Raw genomic sequence first — 15,908 nt, 5'->3', positions numbered from 1 at the left:
AATTTTATTTGCTCTTATTGAGCGCTGTTTTGCGTCGGTAACTTTCACCTTCGCAATGAATAATCGTTGCATGATGAACCAAGCGATCTATTGCCGCTACAGTCATCGTTGAATCATCAAATAGTTCATCCCATTGTTCGAATGATTTGTTTGATGTGATGATCATGCTGTGTCGCTCATAGCGATGGGCTATCAATTCAAACAGCACGCTCGTTTCCTGTTCCGTTTTTCGTACGTAACCAACGTCATCAACGATTAATAAGCTGTATTTATCGAGCTTTACAAGTTCGTCTTGCAAGCGTAAATGTCGCTTTGCTTGCTGGAGTTGTTGAACAATCGCTGACGCGGCAACAAACTTAACTTTATGGCCCTGCTCGATAAGGCCATAACCGATACTACTGGCGATATGCGTTTTACCAAGACCACTGGCGCCAAATAGCAATATATTGCCACCGTGCTTCAACCAATCCGGCTGATTTATTAAATCAGCAACAAGGGGCTTACTAACCCCATCAACAAGGGTAAAGTCGAAGCTGCTAAGGTGTTTACCCACGGGCAATTTTGCATCTTTTAAAAGCCGCTGAAGGCGTTTATCATCGCGTGTCGCAAGTTCAATATGGCACAGCTCAGATAAGTATTGCTGTGGGCTCCATTGTTCTTCTATCGCTTTTTTGCCCAGGGTATTCCACTGTTGAAGCATGGTGCTAAGCTTTAATTGTTTCAGCATTAAAGGTAACGAGGCCGTGAAGTTATCCATGTAGACCTCCCGGTATCATGCTGCTATAAGCGCTCAAGCTGTGTTGCTTTATTGTTATTGTGGGTATGTTTGATGCAATCACTAAAAATTGCGCTTCACATTCTCGGATGGCCGGTAATTGTCGCTGAGTAATTGACGCTGCTACAAATCGTCCTAATTGACGTTCGCACCCACTTTGTTTTGCTAAATGGAGCAGTTTTACCATGTAATAGCTCGCTTCATCCGCTAAAAGGTGGGCATTAACGTATTCCCAAATAGCTTTGTAATTGTCGCTTGGAAGTAAGTCGTCACGTAGTTGTGAGTAGCGAAATGCCAATGGTTTTTTAACCAGTGCGTCAATAACATGCAAGTAACTAATATTACGTGCACGGCATCCTTTAGAAGCATAGACACGCGCTAACGTTTGAACTAAATCGCTGCCATAGTGCAGCTCTAAACGGTTGTCATATAAACGAACCAGTAATCGGCTACCAATAAGGCGTGACGGGACGCTATAGGTAACACGTTTCAATGAAATAGTACTCGTACGTGACACCGTTAGATAATGCTCGGTGTAATTGACGCTCATCGTCCGTGGTAAAGCATGTAATTGTCGCTGCTCTACTGCGTATTTATCACTTACACGGCGATTACGGCGAGCTACAATGTCGGCAACAAACGATTCATAGACTTCTCTTGTCTGAAAGTCATAACTACCACGGATTTTTAATGCTTGCTCCAGTTGCGATTTAAGATGCCCATGAGGGCTCTCAATAGCCCCATTTTCATGCGCAATACCGCGGTTATTGCGGGTCGCTTTAAAGCCATAATGGGTGACTAATTCATTAAAGCGCTCTGTAAAATCGTTATCATTAGTGTGATTACGATAGGCGGCACTCAGACTGTCTGTACGCACTTCTTTAGGCACACCGCCGGCTGCTTTAAATGCGTTTTGCACGCCATCAGAAAAAGCAGCAAAGCTTTCACCGCCGTAGATCACTTGGGCGTAAGCCCAGCCACTGGCGGGCATACGATAATGAAACAACATATGCTTTAAGGGTTCACTAGCAATGGTAACGGGTGACTTCACATGTGTAAAATCACACATACCTAATAGGCCATACTCGTGTGTTTGCAGGAATACGACCTCTTTACTTGAGCCATACAGTGCCCGCCATTTATGAATTCGACGCTCTAATGTACGCCGTGAGCTAGGGTTAAATTTGTCGGTGTGAAACTCGCAAAGGTGATCAAAAATTCCCACCGGAGTTAACGTTGCATCACCTTGAAGTAGAGGGACAACAATACTGTCCCAGATAGACTCAAGTGGATCTATACGCGTTCGCCATTGGCGTTTATTAGACAATGGCTGCTCATCCAGTTTATCAATGCGCCTTGCTGAACGTTCTGAAATACCTGCTTTCGCAGCCGCGATAACTTGGCTATTACGTTTTCTATGTTTCATATAAATAGTGACCTGCTGATCAGTGATTCGTGTTCCCGGCACAGTGAACTCCTCCGTTCTGCTGTACCGAACCTTATCAGATCAACCGGCCAAGATAATTGTCGCTAGACCGGCCACCGTAATTGTCGCTTAATACGGGCCTTTATAATAGACAAAAATTCGATCATGAACTATCGCAATTATTAGCTAAAAGTGAGGAGCCTAAAACCTCAAATTGCCTAATGATTTGCGATATAGATCACTTTAAAAATATTAATGATACATATGGCCATTTAGTCGGTGATAGTATTTTGACCGAGTTTGCCAACGTACTCAAAAATAAAATGCCAAATAGTTCGCTGATAGCACGTTGGGGAGGAGAAGAATTTACTATTATTTTATCCGAGACTGATTTAACAAATGCAGCAGCACAAGCCTACGAACTAAAAAAATATATTAGCGGACAAAGGTTTGAAGGTTCATCTTTCACTATTAGTATAGGTTTAACAGACGTTCGCTCTGATGATACGGTAAAAAGCATACTAGAACGGGCAGATACTGCACTATTCAAAGCTAAAAATAATGGTCGTAACGCAGTCTATTTTAGCGATAATAACTGTAATATTTCTGTTTACCCGAGCACATAAAACAAGTTTCAGCCAAAAATTATTTAGAGACTTACTCACAAAGTAACTATGAGGCACTACGCTTTAGATAAGAAAATAGAAATAACCTAATGTTGTGCATTTTTACTAGCAATACTGCCCTGCTGCAAAACCACAGCTCCACGAATATTGAAAATTATACCCCCCGAGCCAACCGGTCACATCAGTAACTTCACCAATAAAATACAACCCTTGAGCTTTTTTAGCTTCAAAAGTTTTGGAGCTAAGCTCGTCGGTGTCTACGCCGCCTAAGGTAACCTCAGCCGTGCGATAACCCTCAGTACCATTAGGTTTAATTTGCCAGTTATGAATGTAATTAGCGAGCTCATTTATTTGGCTGTGACTAAGCTGGTTTACATTGCAATCAGGAATTGCTTGGCTGTCGTGAAGTATTTCAGTAAAGCGTTTTGGTAAAATAGTCGCGAGACTATTTTTTAAAGATTTTTGCGCTTGGGTTGCTCGCCATTGGGCTATTTGCTCTTTCAAATCAAGATCTGGTAATAAGTTAATAGTAACTGCCTGCCCTGCTCGCCAAAATGAACTGATCTGTAAAATTGCGGGGCCTGATAAACCACGATGGGTAAATAGGATATTTTCTTTAAACTGAGTACCGTCTTCACTACTAACAAGACAAGGAATACTAATACCTGATAATCCTGCAAAGCGGTCTTTATCGTGCTGATGTAAGGTAAAAGGCACAAGTGCTGCCATAGTCGGTAAAACGTTTAAGCCAAACTGCTCAGCAATTTTATAGCCAATTGGAGTTGCCCCAAGTTTTGGCATCGTTAAGCCACCCGATGCAATTACCAGCGACTTGCAAGTAAATAACTCTTGTTCGGTTGTAACCTGATAACCATTTTCGATTTTTTTTACACTTAGCACTTCACTACGAAGCGCAACATTCACGCTTGCCCATTCGCACTCTGCTAATAAAATATCTACGATATCTTGTGCATTATTATCACAAAATAACTGGCCCAGTGTTTTATGGTGATAAGCTAAGCCGTGTCTGTCCACCAGCTCGATAAAGTCATGCTGGGTATAACGACTTAAGCACGATTTAACAAAGTGGGGATTACCACATAGGTAGTTTTCTGGACTGGCATTTTCATTAGTAAAATTACAGCGCCCACCACCGCTAATGAGAATTTTACGACCCGGTTTTTTACCCATATCAAGCACCGTGACATTGCGTCCTCGATACCCTGCTTGTGCTGCACACATTAAACCTGCGGCACCCGCACCGATCACAATTACATCTACTTGCGTCATTTAATATTCTCATCAAAAAATTTGTTAGATTATAACAAAATTTCTTTATTTCATCGTGTTTATTCGCACAAGTCAGCACTAATGATAAACCTAAAAAACAAAATAAATAAAATTATCCGTTTGAGAAAAGCAATCCTTTAATATTAAAAAAAGGAAGTTGCAACAGAATTTATGCGTATTTAGCCATATACACATCTTGTTATAACCAAAGTAAACTCCAGTATAAGTAAACGTTACTTTAACGTTCTTAACATTTACTTCCTTCCAGACATTCATCTAGAAGAACATATAACAATCTAGGGATAATTATTATGACAACAAGAAAAAGCTTAAAAAAGTGCGCCGTTGCGTTGGCAATGAGTTCATTATTTGCAACCACTTCTGGTATGGCTGATCCAAATCTAACCACAACAATGATGGAAACAAGCGCGAAGCTTGAAGGCCAAAATGCTATCGGCACTCAGTTTATTATTAAGTATAAAAATAGTAATCCTGAAATGATGACGCTCTCTGCAACAGAGCAACAACCTACTATGATGAACAAAAAAGCACAGAGCTTTGTTAAAAGCTTTAGCAGTCTTGAATTCAAGTATTAAGTGCAATCATTATGCAGCCACCAGAACTTCTGATTGCCCCGTAAATAATTCATGAGGGGTTTTATACCCTCTTGTTTTTCTTGGCCGATGGTTGAGCTTATCAACTGCCGCCTGTATCTCTGCTTCACTTAGCGCCATAAAGTCAGTTCCCTTGGGGAAGAAGCGTCTAAGTAAGCCGTTGGTATTCTCATTTATGCCCCGCTCCCATGATGAATAGGGATGAGCGAAATACACATCAGCTTCTAATTTTTGTGCAACATGCTCATGGTGAGCAAACTCTTTTCCATTATCTAACGTCACGGTAATAACCTTACCTTTATATGGTGTCATACACGTGATCAGCGCATCGGCTGTTATTTTCGCATGCTTGCTTTCAATTCTGTGAACGACTGTATATAACGTTTTACGTTCAACCATTGTGACAAGCGCATTTTTACGCCCTTTACCTATCACTGTATCGCCCTCCCAATCACCAATCCTAGACTTTGAATCCACAATACTTGGGCGTTCATCAATGCTGACTCGATTAACTATCTGTCCACGTTTATCATAGCTTCCATAGCGTTTTTTATACTTTTTACATGCACGAGTGAGTGTCTTATGTAGCTTGCCACCACGAGCCTTGTCTCTGTAAATATATTGATAAATTGTTTCATGATGTAAAACGACCTGTTTCTCTAAAGCTAAGCGGCCTGCCACTTGCTCAGGGGAAAGTCCGTCATGCAACAATTTATTAATCCAGTGAGTGACGTCCTCTGTTAACTTACTTGCTTTGAAAGATGACTTACGTCTTTGTTCAGCAAAGTTATTGGCTTGGTTAGGCCGATAGCCTTTAAGTCCTTTATTGCGTTTTAGCTCTCTAGAAATAGATGACGGTGAACGAGTTAGTTCTTCAGCTATCTGCTTTTGGTTATTTCCTGCTTTTATTAACGCGTAAATCTGGTATCTTTCTTCTTGTGTCAGCTGTTTATATTTCATTAAAGCAATTTCCTTTGGCGAGAAAATGGCCGAATTATAACAGCTGGCCATCTAATCTGAGAAATTGCACTTATTATCCGAATTTAGGAGTAAAAAAAGCAACGTTAAAGCAAAATATGTTCGCGCTATGGCTCTCAATAATCATCACGTTATGCGTGCAGACAAAAAGCTAAGTGCAGAACAAGCACAAGAGTTCATGCAAGAAATGATTGACTCAGGTAACGTTGAGTACATTGAAATTGACCAAATGCTAAAACCTTTTTCAACACCAAATGATCCACGCTTTGATGACCAATGGCATTATTATGAGCAAGCTGGCGGCTTAAATTTACCTACAGCTTGGAATAGTGCAACAGGCAATGGTGTTGTAGTTGCGGTGCTTGATACAGGTTACCGCCCACATGCTGACTTAAATGCGAATATTTTACCGGGCTACGATATGATTTCAGATCTGTCAGTTGCCAATGACGGTGATGGTCGTGATAGCGATGCACAAGATCCTGGTGATGCAGTTACAGCCGGAGAGTGTGGTAATAATGGCGCACAGAACTCAAGCTGGCATGGCACTCATGTTGCCGGTACTGTAGCTGCAGTAACCAATAATGGGGAAGGTGTTGCAGGCGTTGCTTATGACGCAAAAGTGGTTCCTGTCCGTGTGCTGGGTAAATGCGGGGGATTAACCTCTGATATTGCAGATGGCATTATTTGGGCATCTGGCGGCTCGGTCACTGGCACATCAGCCAATGCAAACCCTGCTGACGTTATTAATATGAGCTTAGGCGGCAGCGGCTCATGTGGTTCAACAACCCAAAACGCAATAAGCCAAGCACGTAACAATGGCACTGTGGTTGTTATTGCAGCAGGTAACGATAATGACAATTCAGCCAACTATAATCCGGGTAACTGTAATGGCGTGATTAATGTTGCATCGGTTGCTCGTAATGGTGGCCGCGCATATTACTCAAACTACGGCAATAATATTGATGTTGCAGCCCCAGGCGGCGCGCAAAGCTTTGCCAATGACTCTGAAGGTGTTTTATCAACTTACAACTCAGGTTCATCTTCACCTTCAAGTGATAGCTACGCCTTTTCACAAGGTACTTCAATGGCAGCTCCCCATGTTGCGGGTGTAGCTGCGCTAATTAAGCAAGCGAAACCTGACGCAACACCTGACGAAATTGAAAGTATTTTAAAATCAACAACACGTTCTTTCCCTGCAGCGTGTGATAACTGCGGCACTGGTATTGTTGATGCAGCTGCTGCGGTAAACGCAGCTTTGGGCACTACAGTACCTCCAACGGGTAATGAACTCACTGCTGGTCAAGCTAAAACGGGCTTAAGTGGCGCAACAAACAGTAAAACATTTTATACCATGCAGGTTCCTGCTGGCGCAAAAAATGTCACTTTTACTATGAGCGGTGGCTCAGGTGATGCTGATTTATATGTTCGCGCAGGTAGCGCTCCAACCACATCAAGCTATGATTGTCGTCCATATAAAAATGGCAATGACGAAGTGTGCTCAATCGATAACCCCGCTGCGGGCACTTACCATGTCATGTTAAATGCTTATCAAGTTTACTCTAACGTAAGTTTAATCGGTAATTTAACGTCATCAGGTGAGACAGGATCCCCTCAAGCCGGCGGTGCCACAATTGAAAATATCACCGCAAATACAGGCCAATGGAAACATTTTACTCTTGACGTACCCGCTGGAATGGCAAGCTTTACAGTGACTACATCTGGTGGCTCAGGGGATTCAGATTTATTCGTTAAATTGGGGAGTCAAGCAACTAAGTCAAGCTATGATTGTCGTCCATATAAAAATGGTAATTCAGAAGCCTGTACATTCAGTAACCCACAAGCAGGGACATGGCATTTAAGTTTAAATGCTTATCAGACATTTTCAGGTGTCACACTTGATGCACAATACCAACCATAAATAAGGGCATTATTTAATTATACTTTCCTTAGACCCTTTTATATTTTAGCCGAACGAAAGTTCGGCTAAAATATAGGCTAAGGGCTATAGTTTTTCTAAAATAGCTTCCGCGCGACTCACTGCAAACTCTTTATCTTGTTCTATAAATAAACCAGTAACGGTTTGATCCTCAACAATCATAGCGTAACGAGCTGAGCGAATACCACCAAACCCACCAGTGTCTTTATCAAGCCCTAATGCTTTAGTAAAACTGGCATCGCCATCACCTAGCATAGCTATATGTTCAGCATTTTGTGCTTCGCCCCACGCTTTCATCACAAAAGCATCGTTTACTGATACGCAGTAAATAGCATCAATACCTTTTGCTTTTATTTTATCCGCAAGCGCCACATATTCTGGTAAATGAGCATTAGAACAAGTGGGTGTAAATGCACCGGGTACTGCAAATAGCACAACTTTTTTGCCACTGAATAAGTCTTCCGTGGTGTGTGTTTGCATACCATCATCGGTTAGCTGGCTTAATTTAGCGACTGGTAATTTTTGATCTTGAGCAATCATATTCTTTCCTCTTAGAGTAGTTAACGATGATAGATCAGTGTAATGCGGATAAAGCATTAACGCGATGTCTTTTAGGTAAAGTTAAAAGTCACAATATAAAATCGCACCCACGATTAACCTGGTAGGAAGTAGTTTTAACCAAGAAATGTATTGCGCTTGAGCTTTAAATTATAAAACTCTTCGCGACTAAAGCCACTCCTACAAGCGCCTATACAAAGATTTATTAAAACATACTTCTTAAATGATTACCCTTTTGCGTGCTTTGCTAAGCGTTGTAATTTTTCTTTTAATGAAGGCGGTGCATCGGCTGCAATAGCATTGAGGTGTTCGGCTGTTTTTTCGCTCATTTTCCGCTTTTTAGGGGCAGCCGCTTGCGCTCCTTTAACACCCATTTCGGGTGCTAAACGTTGCGTAGCTTGTGGATTAGCGGTAATTTTAACTTGCGCCAACTCCACCATACCTTGGCTGCGAAAGTGCGAAAGAATATCCATTTTTAAGTAATTTAAGCGCAGCGCAATAGGCGCTGATATCGCTTCAATCATTAACGTGCCATCTTGATATTGGCTAACACGACACTTTTTAGACAAGTTTGGTCCTAAAAAATCAGCAAGGGTATTTTGCGGCTTATTCAGCGCTTGGCTTTTACCAGCGTACGAAGCTAAACGACCCGTTAAGCCCGATATAATATCGTTAAGTGGCTTAGGCGCATATCTATCTTTAGCCATAACTCTCCCCTATTAAAAACGATTTAACTTAAATACACTCAGCTTATTAAGCCACCGTTTGCAAACCAAAAAAATGAGCGATGCCATCTAATATATTAGTCACAGCTACTGAGCTTAATATTAATCCCATAATTCGGCTAATAATACTTGCGCCACTATCGCCAATTACTTTATGAACATGAGTCGCTAAAAGTAAAAGCACCAACACAATTAACAGCACTCCTAACATTATTGATGAGGTAATCGCTTGTTCAACCCACGTAAATTCATTATTACTAGTCATCAGTACAGCACCTAACATTGCACCAGGACTAGCAATAGAAGGAATCGCTAACGGAAAAACGGCTGTTTCGGTACTGTCGCGAACACTTTTAATTTCACTTTCAGGCTTACTTTCACCAAATATCATTGACAGCGCAAAAAGTAATAAAACAATGCCACCAGCAATTTGAAATGCTGATAAAGGCGTTTTAATCGCGTTAAGCAGAAACTCTCCCGCAAGTACAAAAAACAATAACAACAAAGCCGAAACAGCTACCGCCTTGAGAGCAACTTTACGCTTAAACTTTTCATCATCACCGCGGGTTGCCGCTATAAATACAGGCACCGTCCCGATAGGGTCAATAACAGCAAAAAAAAAGATAAAAATGGCAATTAATTCGTTCATAATATTCCAAGTAAACGCTGCTTAATAAAAACACTGCAACTAGAATACAGTATGTTACCATATCCCCGTAACGTAAAGGATAAGAGAAGATGAATATAGAATCACTCGTTAGTAAGGCCAAAAATGTTTGCGACAATCGCGGTGCGCGGTTTACACCTATTCGTGAAAAAGTTTTCCGCTTACTTGCCAGCGCGCAAGGCGGTGTAGGCGCATACGATTTATTAGAGCAGTTAAAATTAACTGAAGCGGGCGCAAAACCTGCAACCATTTATCGAGCACTCGACTTTTTAGCTGAACTAGGATTTATCCACAAAATTGAAAGCACCAATGCATTTATGCTGTGCCATCACTTTGATCATATACATCCGGTGCAACTGCTTATTTGCGATGACTGCGGTTATATAAAAGAGCTGCATTCTACGGTTATTTCTCATGAGCTAAATAGTTTAGCGGCAGAAAGTGGCTTTATTGTTTCAGGGCAAACAATTGAAGCACACGGCAAATGTGGGAAGTGTAAAGATTAAGAGTTAGGTTTATAGTTAAACGAATATGCATAACAATGCAAAAGTAAGGGAAAAGATTTAATGAATGTAGAATTCATCAATCTTTTTTGTCACCTTTGTTAAACGTGCTTAGTACAATGGCACAAACCAGGTTAAAGCCTGGTAAGCCAAGAATAAAAAAAGATGAAATCGCTTGTGGCAACACATAAGGAGTAATAGGTATGGTAACCGACGGTGCAAAAACTTTAAGTCCATTCACTTCTGATGTAGGTAACGCCAATATAGAAGTAAGCTTCGATAAACTATGAGTTGGCATCAGCAAACCCTACAATTAAAACCTCGCTCACGGGGTTTTCACATTATTGATGATGAAATAATAGCTGCACTACCTGAAATAAAAAATTATAAGGTAGGTTTATTGCATTTATTTATTCAACATACCTCTGCTAGTTTAACAATTAACGAAAATGCCGATCCCACCGTCCGTATGGATATGGAAAGTCATTTTAACCACTTTATACCCGAGCGGCAAAGCTACTATCGCCATGATTACGAAGGTGATGACGACATGCCCGCACACATTAAAACCAGCACATTAGGTTGTGAGTTAAGTATTCCTATCACGAATGGCCGCTTAGCACTTGGTATATGGCAAGGGGTTTATTTAGGTGAACACCGCGACCATGGCACAGCTCGGCGTATTATAGCTACTTTACAAGGGCAGGTATAAGCCTGCCTTAATAAAGAACAACCTTAACCTCGTAGGAGCGGCTTCAGCCGCGAAGCACTTTATGAAATGTATCAGACGTCACTTAAAATTGCTTTTAGGGTGCTTTTTTTGGCTATAATATCACGGTATAACGTGAGCTGGTTTTGTGCCCGTTGTAGGTTGTGTTTGGGATGCTTAATGGCGAAATAATTGTCGCCATCAATATAATCGGTTAAAAAACGCAGGCCAATCATAAAAGTCATTACTTTAGCGCCTAACCAAAAGCTTTGCTTTTCTTGCTCGGTGATCAATCCCTTTAATGGCTCAACATAGCCTTTTACAATCGCTTCAAAAATCTCTTCGCGAACTTTTACGTTATCAAGATTGGTTGAGTCTTCCTGCTCTGGCGAACAGAAAGTACGCACCATATCACCAAAGTCATAAAGCCAATAACCTGGCATGCAAGTGTCTAAATCAATCACTGCTTTTGCATCATGTGATTTATTACAAAACAACATATTATTGATTTTAGTATCGTTATGGCATGGCCTAACAGGTACATTGCCTTGCAATGCGTTCAATTCATCAATTAAATCAAACTGCGATAAACAAAAATCAACATCCGCTTGGCAACTTGCTAAACGATTAGCAGGGTCTTGTTTAATAACGTCTTTAAACTTACTGGCACGCATAGCAAGATTATGGAAATCAGGAATTACATGATGAAGTTGTTTAGCGTCAAAATCCTCTAAGGCTGCCGCAAATTGGCCAAATGCATTAGCCGCAGTTTGTGCTTGTGAAATATTTGCTACTACGTCTTCACTATAACTTCCGCCAATAAATTCGAGTGCGCGCCACACGCCGTTATCACATTCAACTAAAAAGTTATTATTAAGGGTTGGCACATGACGAATAATATCTAAATTATACTGACCAGCTTTTAATTTTCGGCTAAGGTGGCGTTCAATTAAGCAGGCATTACTAACTAACTGTTCAGGCTTCGGAAATACTTCGGTATTGAGTTTTTGCACGACTAACGATTTTTTAGGCGCACTTAACAACATAGTACAATTTATATGGCCATTACCAATGGGCTTCATACTGACTTGTTCATTACCAAGACCGAACTGCTGTGATAAATAAACCGCAGTTAGATTTGATTTCATATCTACTTCGCTATTACTTTGCCCAACGAGATCTGTTAAAGGCGTTTTTGGTGTAATTTCATCCATGGCGTAACTCATAAAGTTTACTTGCAACTTCCTGTAACTCTGACCTGTAAGTCACTCCATACCATGGCTCTTGAGCGGTATAAACAGTAACCGATTGATTATTATTTTTGATCGCATATTGAATTTGATTAGGTAAATAATACTCTTCTTTGGCAGCGGTATCATACTTTTGCAAGAATTCATTAAAACCTGTAGTTAATAATTCAAAAAATTTAGGGGTTAACCCCCAAAAGCTCATAGAGCCTAATGCCCTTTGTGAAATAACTTTGCGTGAACTTGTCGGGCTATCGCCTATAATAATACCGTTTTCATTTTGAATAGCTAAATATTCAACCACGTCAACCAATAAGTTATTTTCGATTTGGCACACGCCACGGTTTACTCCACCTTGAAGTGATAACGTATCTAGAATCGGGTAGCCAACCATTGCCCAGTTACTGTGTTTTTTAAAGTGCTCGCTCAACAGTTTAAATGAGCTTGCACCATAATAATCATCAGCGGTTATAACAATAAATGGGTTATTTATCTGCGTTTTAGCACTAAGTAAAGCATGGCCGGTGCCCCAAGGCTTTGCGCGTTCAGCAACTAAATAACTAAACTCGGCGGGTACGTCAGCAATACGCTGCTCAACTAAAGTAACCTCAAGGTTAGCCGGTAAACGAGGTAAAATGGTTTGCTCAATCTCTGCTCGTACAGCTTGGTTGATTACTAAAACAACTTGAGTCACACCCGCTTTGTAAGCATCTGTAATACTCAGCTCCATAATAGTAAAGCCAAGACCTGGAATTTCAGCTATTTGCTTGTTGCCACCAAAACGGCTTCCTAACCCACCAGCTAGCACCACTAAGCTTAATTTATGCATTATGAACCGAATCGTTATTTAACTAAGAGAAATATTTTATCAGCTTTAATTTGAGTTATCAGTATTAACCGCTAATTCAAAAATCACTAAAGCTGATAATGGATTACATGATAGCGCCTTTAAGGTACTGAAATAATTCTCTATAGCCTCTGGCTGGTTTTTCAGCTTTAACTTCTTTGGCGGCATTGCGCACTAATTGGCGCATTTTTTGTCGTTCAAGTGTTGGGTATTGCTCAATAGTTTGATTAATTAAATCATCACCCTGCTCAATTAAATCACTACGCAGCTGCTCAATTTTTTTAATTATCACTTCCGCTTGATTATTTTTATTCAGCATTATATCGATAAGCGCTTTAATTTCGTCGATGTTTTCAACAGTACGCAGAGTTTTAGCTATGTAATTTAAGTGGCGACGATAAGCATCGCTTTTGTTGCTAATTTTGTCAGCAACCACCATAGCCTCTTGTAAATCGTCATTAAGGGGTAAACGCTCACGCTGTTTTTTACCCATTTTTGCGATATCAGAACCTAACTGATGCAACTCTTGCGCGTCGCGCTTAAGTTCACTTTTTGATACATAGATAATTTCTTCTTCAATTTCAGCAGGTTTGCCTTTTTTCTTGGCCATGGGGCACTCTTATAATAACGTTAACTACAGCTATTATACGTTATTATTTTACTGATTAATATTAGCTGATGCTAAGCGTTTACTGTGTTAGCATTTACTTAAATTGCACGCAAGATTCGCCTAGGAAAGAATATGACCAGCCACCAGCAAGATCCTATTTATAATCAAATTAGCCAAGTAAAAGATGCCGTAGCCGAAGTACTTGAGCACGCAAAAAAACTGGGGGCAACAGGCGCAGAAGCCGCTATGTCTAGCACTTCGGGGCTCTCGGTTAGTACCCGTATGGGCGAAGTTGAAACAATAGAATTTAATCAAGACGGTGGTTTAGGTATAAGTGTGTATGTGGGTAACCATAAAGGCTCGGCATCAACAGCTGATTTAAATCCTAAAACACTGCGCACCGTGGTCGAAAAAGCCATAGATATCGCAAAGTTCACCTCTGATGACCCACATAATGGCATTGCTGATAAAGAGCTACTTGAGTTTGCTCCACTTGATTTAGATTTATATCACCCTTGGGATGTAACTCCTGAACAAGGTATGGAGTTTTGTCACCAAGCAGAGCAAGCAGCACTTAGTGCCGATGACAGAATTGTAAACTCAGATGGCGCAGGCTTTTCATCGCACCAGGGGTTACGTGTTTATGGTAATAGCCACGGCCAAATAGTCGGTTTTCCGCGCACTCGTCATAGTATTAGCACCATGGTAATTGGTAAAGAAGGCGAAAACATGCAGCGCGACTCTGCTTATACTATATCGCGTGAGAAAAGTGATTTAAAAGATGCCGCGGCAGTCGGCCTTGAAGCCGCAACCGAAACACTTGCCAAGCTAAATAGTCAAAAGCTAGGCACAATGAAAGTGCCCGTTATTTTTAGAGCTGATATCGCCAACTCATTATTTGGCCATTTAGTGTCAGCCATTGGCGGTGGTGCATTATATCGTAAATCAAGCTTTTTACTTGATAGCCTATACAAACCCGTATTTAACCCCTGCGTTAATATTACCGAGCGTCCGCATTTATTAAAAGGTTTAGCTTCCTCTCCTTTTGATGCCGAAGGCGTAAAAACGCGTGATTGCGATATTATCAGCGGCGGGGAACTACGCACATACTTATTAGCGAGCTATGCTGGGCGAAAAATGAATATGACCCCAACTGGCCACGCTGGCGGTATTCATAACTGGCTCGTAGAACAAACTCATAACGATTTAACCGCCTTACTTAAAACGATGGGTACTGGATTATTAGTGACAGAGCTAATGGGGCAAGGCGTTAACACCGTAACAGGTGATTACTCGCGTGGCGCAGCTGGTTTTTGGGTTGAAAATGGTGAAATTCAATACCCGGTTAGCGAAATAACCATCGCTGGTAATTTAAAAGATATGTTTAAAGCAGTTGCAGGTATAGGCGGTGATATAGAACGCCGTGGCGGCATTCAAACCGGCTCAGTATTAATAGAACAGATGCAAATAGCGGGCTCGTAAGATATAACACTAAACACATTCTTGGCTAAAGCCATTTCCGACGGGTAACATAAACCACATAGGAGCGGCTTTATCCGTGAAAGAGTTACTCCATCCAGCCTTATTTAAGCGACCCTACATGGGTCGCCACTTTAATCAAGACGCACAAGACACCAAAAAAATTACCCCGTGAGCAAGTGATTCATAACATTGCCGATAAAGACAAACAGTGTGACTGCTATGGTAATGAACTGCATAAAATAAGTGAAGGTATCATCCAAAAGTACGTATTCATATCGCCAAAGGTAAGAGTCATTGAGCATATTAGCCCAAATTACGCCTGCCGTGAATGTGATAAGTCAGGCACGAATAAAAGTATCAAACAAGCCAAAATACCAAACATGCCAGAGTTACTACAGAGGGTGATTTTGATACTATTTTTGCACAACAAGGACAGATGAAAAATGAAACGTAATAAGCCTTGGTCTGATGAGAACCGCTTTCTTGGAGCACGCCCAGCGCTTTGGTTATGTACATTGATTGTTGCCATTTTCATTATTTGGGCTGCGTTTGCAGAAATTGACGAGGTCACTCGTGGAGAAGGTAAGGTAGTTCCTTCTAGTCGCTTACAGAAAATTCAAAGCCTTGAAGGTGGTATCGTCGAAGAACTACTGGTCTCAGAAGGACAATTGGTTAAACAGGGCGAACCCTTACTTCGTCTTGATAAAACACGTTTTTTAGCAGCATATCGTGAGGGGAAGAGCCAAGCATCGTCATTACTAGCATCTATCACTCGTTTGGAGGCTGAAGTGCGTGATAGCCCCACTTTAACCTTTCCTAGCGATTTAGAAATTGACGAAAAGACCGCTTATTCGAACAAGCTTTATTTGCCGCTCGGCGCAACAACAAACAAGAAACAATTTCCGGATTAGA

16 protein-coding genes and 3 pseudogenes are annotated in these 15,908 nt (G+C 41.0%); 9 read left to right on the top strand and 10 right to left on the bottom strand.

Annotation, left to right across the window (positions count from 1 at the left end; all coding sequences use genetic code 11):
• Nucleotides 1-4 precede the first annotated feature (4 nt).
• Together istB and istA are read right to left on the bottom strand one after the other, a co-directional pair.
• The gene (gene istB / locus ACT3S9_RS01995) at nucleotides 5-757 is read right to left on the bottom strand and encodes an IS21-like element helper ATPase IstB (protein WP_208835222.1); all 753 of its coding nucleotides are present in this window, start codon (nucleotides 755-757) and stop codon (nucleotides 5-7) included.
• Nucleotides 750-2,243, bottom strand: coding sequence for an IS21 family transposase (gene istA, locus ACT3S9_RS01990; RefSeq protein ID WP_443490040.1), 1,494 nt, complete (start codon nucleotides 2,241-2,243; stop codon nucleotides 750-752). The genes istB and istA overlap by 8 nt, the downstream gene beginning before the upstream one ends.
• A gap of 80 nt (nucleotides 2,244-2,323) precedes the next feature.
• Between istA and ACT3S9_RS01985 the strand changes: the two genes are divergently transcribed.
• Nucleotides 2,324-2,827 carry a GGDEF domain-containing protein gene (locus ACT3S9_RS01985; RefSeq protein ID WP_444750706.1) on the top strand — a complete coding sequence of 168 codons (504 nt, stop codon included), beginning with the start codon at nucleotides 2,324-2,326 and terminating at the stop codon, nucleotides 2,825-2,827.
• Nucleotides 2,828-2,932: 105 nt separating this feature from the next.
• Here the strand turns inward: ACT3S9_RS01985 and ACT3S9_RS01980 are convergent, their stop codons facing one another.
• Nucleotides 2,933-4,117: an NAD(P)/FAD-dependent oxidoreductase gene (locus ACT3S9_RS01980; RefSeq protein ID WP_441835720.1), complete on the bottom strand. Its 1,185-nt coding sequence runs from the start codon at nucleotides 4,115-4,117 to the stop codon at nucleotides 2,933-2,935.
• Nucleotides 4,118-4,428: 311 nt separating this feature from the next.
• Between ACT3S9_RS01980 and ACT3S9_RS01975 the strand changes: the two genes are divergently transcribed.
• Nucleotides 4,429-4,713: a hypothetical protein gene (locus ACT3S9_RS01975; RefSeq protein ID WP_444750705.1), complete on the top strand. Its 285-nt coding sequence runs from the start codon at nucleotides 4,429-4,431 to the stop codon at nucleotides 4,711-4,713.
• Between the two features lie 9 nt (nucleotides 4,714-4,722).
• Here ACT3S9_RS01975 and ACT3S9_RS01970 read toward each other — a convergent pair whose 3' ends face one another.
• Entirely contained in the window at nucleotides 4,723-5,691 is a 969-nt protein-coding gene (locus ACT3S9_RS01970; protein ID WP_086959932.1) for an IS30 family transposase, read from the bottom strand.
• A 73-nt stretch (nucleotides 5,692-5,764) separates the two neighbouring features.
• Here ACT3S9_RS01970 and ACT3S9_RS01965 point away from each other — a divergent pair.
• A pseudogene (locus ACT3S9_RS01965) lies at nucleotides 5,765-7,630 on the top strand (S8 family peptidase); the annotation flags it as partial.
• Nucleotides 7,631-7,714: 84 nt separating this feature from the next.
• Here the strand turns inward: ACT3S9_RS01965 and ACT3S9_RS01960 are convergent.
• The 3 genes from ACT3S9_RS01960 to ACT3S9_RS01950 all read right to left on the bottom strand — a co-directional run bounded on the left by ACT3S9_RS01960 (nucleotide 7,715) and on the right by ACT3S9_RS01950 (nucleotide 9,580).
• The gene (locus ACT3S9_RS01960; RefSeq protein ID WP_441835722.1) at nucleotides 7,715-8,188 is read right to left on the bottom strand and encodes a peroxiredoxin; all 474 of its coding nucleotides are present in this window, start codon (nucleotides 8,186-8,188) and stop codon (nucleotides 7,715-7,717) included.
• A gap of 245 nt (nucleotides 8,189-8,433) precedes the next feature.
• Nucleotides 8,434-8,913, bottom strand: coding sequence for a DUF721 domain-containing protein (locus ACT3S9_RS01955; RefSeq protein ID WP_441835723.1), 480 nt, complete (start codon nucleotides 8,911-8,913; stop codon nucleotides 8,434-8,436).
• A 46-nt stretch (nucleotides 8,914-8,959) separates the two neighbouring features.
• Nucleotides 8,960-9,580 (bottom strand): MarC family protein, encoded by a 621-nt coding sequence (locus ACT3S9_RS01950; RefSeq protein WP_441835724.1) that lies wholly within the window; start codon nucleotides 9,578-9,580, stop codon nucleotides 8,960-8,962.
• A gap of 89 nt (nucleotides 9,581-9,669) precedes the next feature.
• Here ACT3S9_RS01950 and ACT3S9_RS01945 point away from each other — a divergent pair, with 89 nt between their 5' ends.
• The 3 genes and pseudogenes from ACT3S9_RS01945 to ACT3S9_RS01935 all read left to right on the top strand — a co-directional run bounded on the left by ACT3S9_RS01945 (nucleotide 9,670) and on the right by ACT3S9_RS01935 (nucleotide 10,813).
• The gene (locus tag ACT3S9_RS01945; RefSeq protein WP_441835725.1) at nucleotides 9,670-10,104 is read left to right on the top strand and encodes a transcriptional repressor; all 435 of its coding nucleotides are present in this window, start codon (nucleotides 9,670-9,672) and stop codon (nucleotides 10,102-10,104) included.
• A 60-nt stretch (nucleotides 10,105-10,164) separates the two neighbouring features.
• Nucleotides 10,165-10,289 (top strand): annotated as a pseudogene (locus tag ACT3S9_RS01940) (chemotaxis protein CheX); the annotation flags it as partial.
• Between the two features lie 98 nt (nucleotides 10,290-10,387).
• Nucleotides 10,388-10,813: a secondary thiamine-phosphate synthase enzyme YjbQ gene (locus tag ACT3S9_RS01935; RefSeq protein WP_441993250.1), complete on the top strand. Its 426-nt coding sequence runs from the start codon at nucleotides 10,388-10,390 to the stop codon at nucleotides 10,811-10,813.
• 71 nt (nucleotides 10,814-10,884) lie between these two features.
• Here the strand turns inward: ACT3S9_RS01935 and ACT3S9_RS01930 are convergent, their stop codons facing one another.
• The 3 genes from ACT3S9_RS01930 to yjgA form a co-directional block, all read right to left on the bottom strand.
• Nucleotides 10,885-11,958 carry a phosphotransferase enzyme family protein gene (locus tag ACT3S9_RS01930; protein ID WP_444751099.1) on the bottom strand — a complete coding sequence of 358 codons (1,074 nt, stop codon included), beginning with the start codon at nucleotides 11,956-11,958 and terminating at the stop codon, nucleotides 10,885-10,887.
• 58 nt (nucleotides 11,959-12,016) lie between these two features.
• Nucleotides 12,017-12,886 carry a nucleotidyltransferase family protein gene (locus ACT3S9_RS01925; protein WP_441835727.1) on the bottom strand — a complete coding sequence of 290 codons (870 nt, stop codon included), beginning with the start codon at nucleotides 12,884-12,886 and terminating at the stop codon, nucleotides 12,017-12,019.
• Between the two features lie 103 nt (nucleotides 12,887-12,989).
• Nucleotides 12,990-13,514 carry a ribosome biogenesis factor YjgA gene (gene yjgA, locus ACT3S9_RS01920; RefSeq protein ID WP_441835728.1) on the bottom strand — a complete coding sequence of 175 codons (525 nt, stop codon included), beginning with the start codon at nucleotides 13,512-13,514 and terminating at the stop codon, nucleotides 12,990-12,992.
• Nucleotides 13,515-13,646: 132 nt separating this feature from the next.
• On the opposite strand from yjgA, the gene pmbA reads away from it, so the two are divergent.
• The 3 genes and pseudogenes from pmbA to ACT3S9_RS01905 all read left to right on the top strand — a co-directional run bounded on the left by pmbA (nucleotide 13,647) and on the right by ACT3S9_RS01905 (nucleotide 15,907).
• The gene (pmbA, locus tag ACT3S9_RS01915) at nucleotides 13,647-14,996 is read left to right on the top strand and encodes a metalloprotease PmbA (RefSeq protein WP_444750704.1); all 1,350 of its coding nucleotides are present in this window, start codon (nucleotides 13,647-13,649) and stop codon (nucleotides 14,994-14,996) included.
• A gap of 152 nt (nucleotides 14,997-15,148) precedes the next feature.
• Nucleotides 15,149-15,382 (top strand): annotated as a pseudogene (locus ACT3S9_RS01910) (IS66 family transposase zinc-finger binding domain-containing protein); the annotation flags it as partial.
• Between the two features lie 57 nt (nucleotides 15,383-15,439).
• Nucleotides 15,440-15,907, top strand: a complete 468-nt coding sequence (locus ACT3S9_RS01905) for a biotin/lipoyl-binding protein (protein WP_444750703.1) — start codon at nucleotides 15,440-15,442, stop codon at nucleotides 15,905-15,907.
• Nucleotide 15,908: the final 1 nt, after the last annotated feature.

The organism is Pseudoalteromonas sp. AOP31-A2-14, from assembly GCF_052378035.1.
Taxonomy (GTDB): domain Bacteria; phylum Pseudomonadota; class Gammaproteobacteria; order Enterobacterales; family Alteromonadaceae; genus Pseudoalteromonas.
Note: the sequence above shows the minus strand (reverse complement) of the source record. Positions and strands in the feature narration are given on the sequence as shown.

Coding starts and splice junctions, on each gene's coding strand:
- istB (WP_208835222.1), bottom strand. CDS start 757: ATGGATAACTTCACGGCCTCGTTACCTTTAATGCTGAAACAATTAAAG.
- ACT3S9_RS01980 (WP_441835720.1), bottom strand. CDS start 4,117: ATGACGCAAGTAGATGTAATTGTGATCGGTGCGGGTGCCGCAGGTTTA.
- ACT3S9_RS01975 (WP_444750705.1), top strand. CDS start 4,429: ATGACAACAAGAAAAAGCTTAAAAAAGTGCGCCGTTGCGTTGGCAATG.
- ACT3S9_RS01970 (WP_086959932.1), bottom strand. CDS start 5,691: ATGAAATATAAACAGCTGACACAAGAAGAAAGATACCAGATTTACGCG.
- ACT3S9_RS01960 (WP_441835722.1), bottom strand. CDS start 8,188: ATGATTGCTCAAGATCAAAAATTACCAGTCGCTAAATTAAGCCAGCTA.
- ACT3S9_RS01955 (WP_441835723.1), bottom strand. CDS start 8,913: ATGGCTAAAGATAGATATGCGCCTAAGCCACTTAACGATATTATATCG.
- ACT3S9_RS01950 (WP_441835724.1), bottom strand. CDS start 9,580: ATGAACGAATTAATTGCCATTTTTATCTTTTTTTTTGCTGTTATTGAC.
- ACT3S9_RS01945 (WP_441835725.1), top strand. CDS start 9,670: ATGAATATAGAATCACTCGTTAGTAAGGCCAAAAATGTTTGCGACAAT.
- ACT3S9_RS01935 (WP_441993250.1), top strand. CDS start 10,388: ATGAGTTGGCATCAGCAAACCCTACAATTAAAACCTCGCTCACGGGGT.
- ACT3S9_RS01930 (WP_444751099.1), bottom strand. CDS start 11,958: ATGAAATCAAATCTAACTGCGGTTTATTTATCACAGCAGTTCGGTCTT.
- ACT3S9_RS01925 (WP_441835727.1), bottom strand. CDS start 12,886: ATGCATAAATTAAGCTTAGTGGTGCTAGCTGGTGGGTTAGGAAGCCGT.
- yjgA (WP_441835728.1), bottom strand. CDS start 13,514: ATGGCCAAGAAAAAAGGCAAACCTGCTGAAATTGAAGAAGAAATTATC.
- pmbA (WP_444750704.1), top strand. CDS start 13,647: ATGACCAGCCACCAGCAAGATCCTATTTATAATCAAATTAGCCAAGTA.
- ACT3S9_RS01905 (WP_444750703.1), top strand. CDS start 15,440: ATGAAACGTAATAAGCCTTGGTCTGATGAGAACCGCTTTCTTGGAGCA.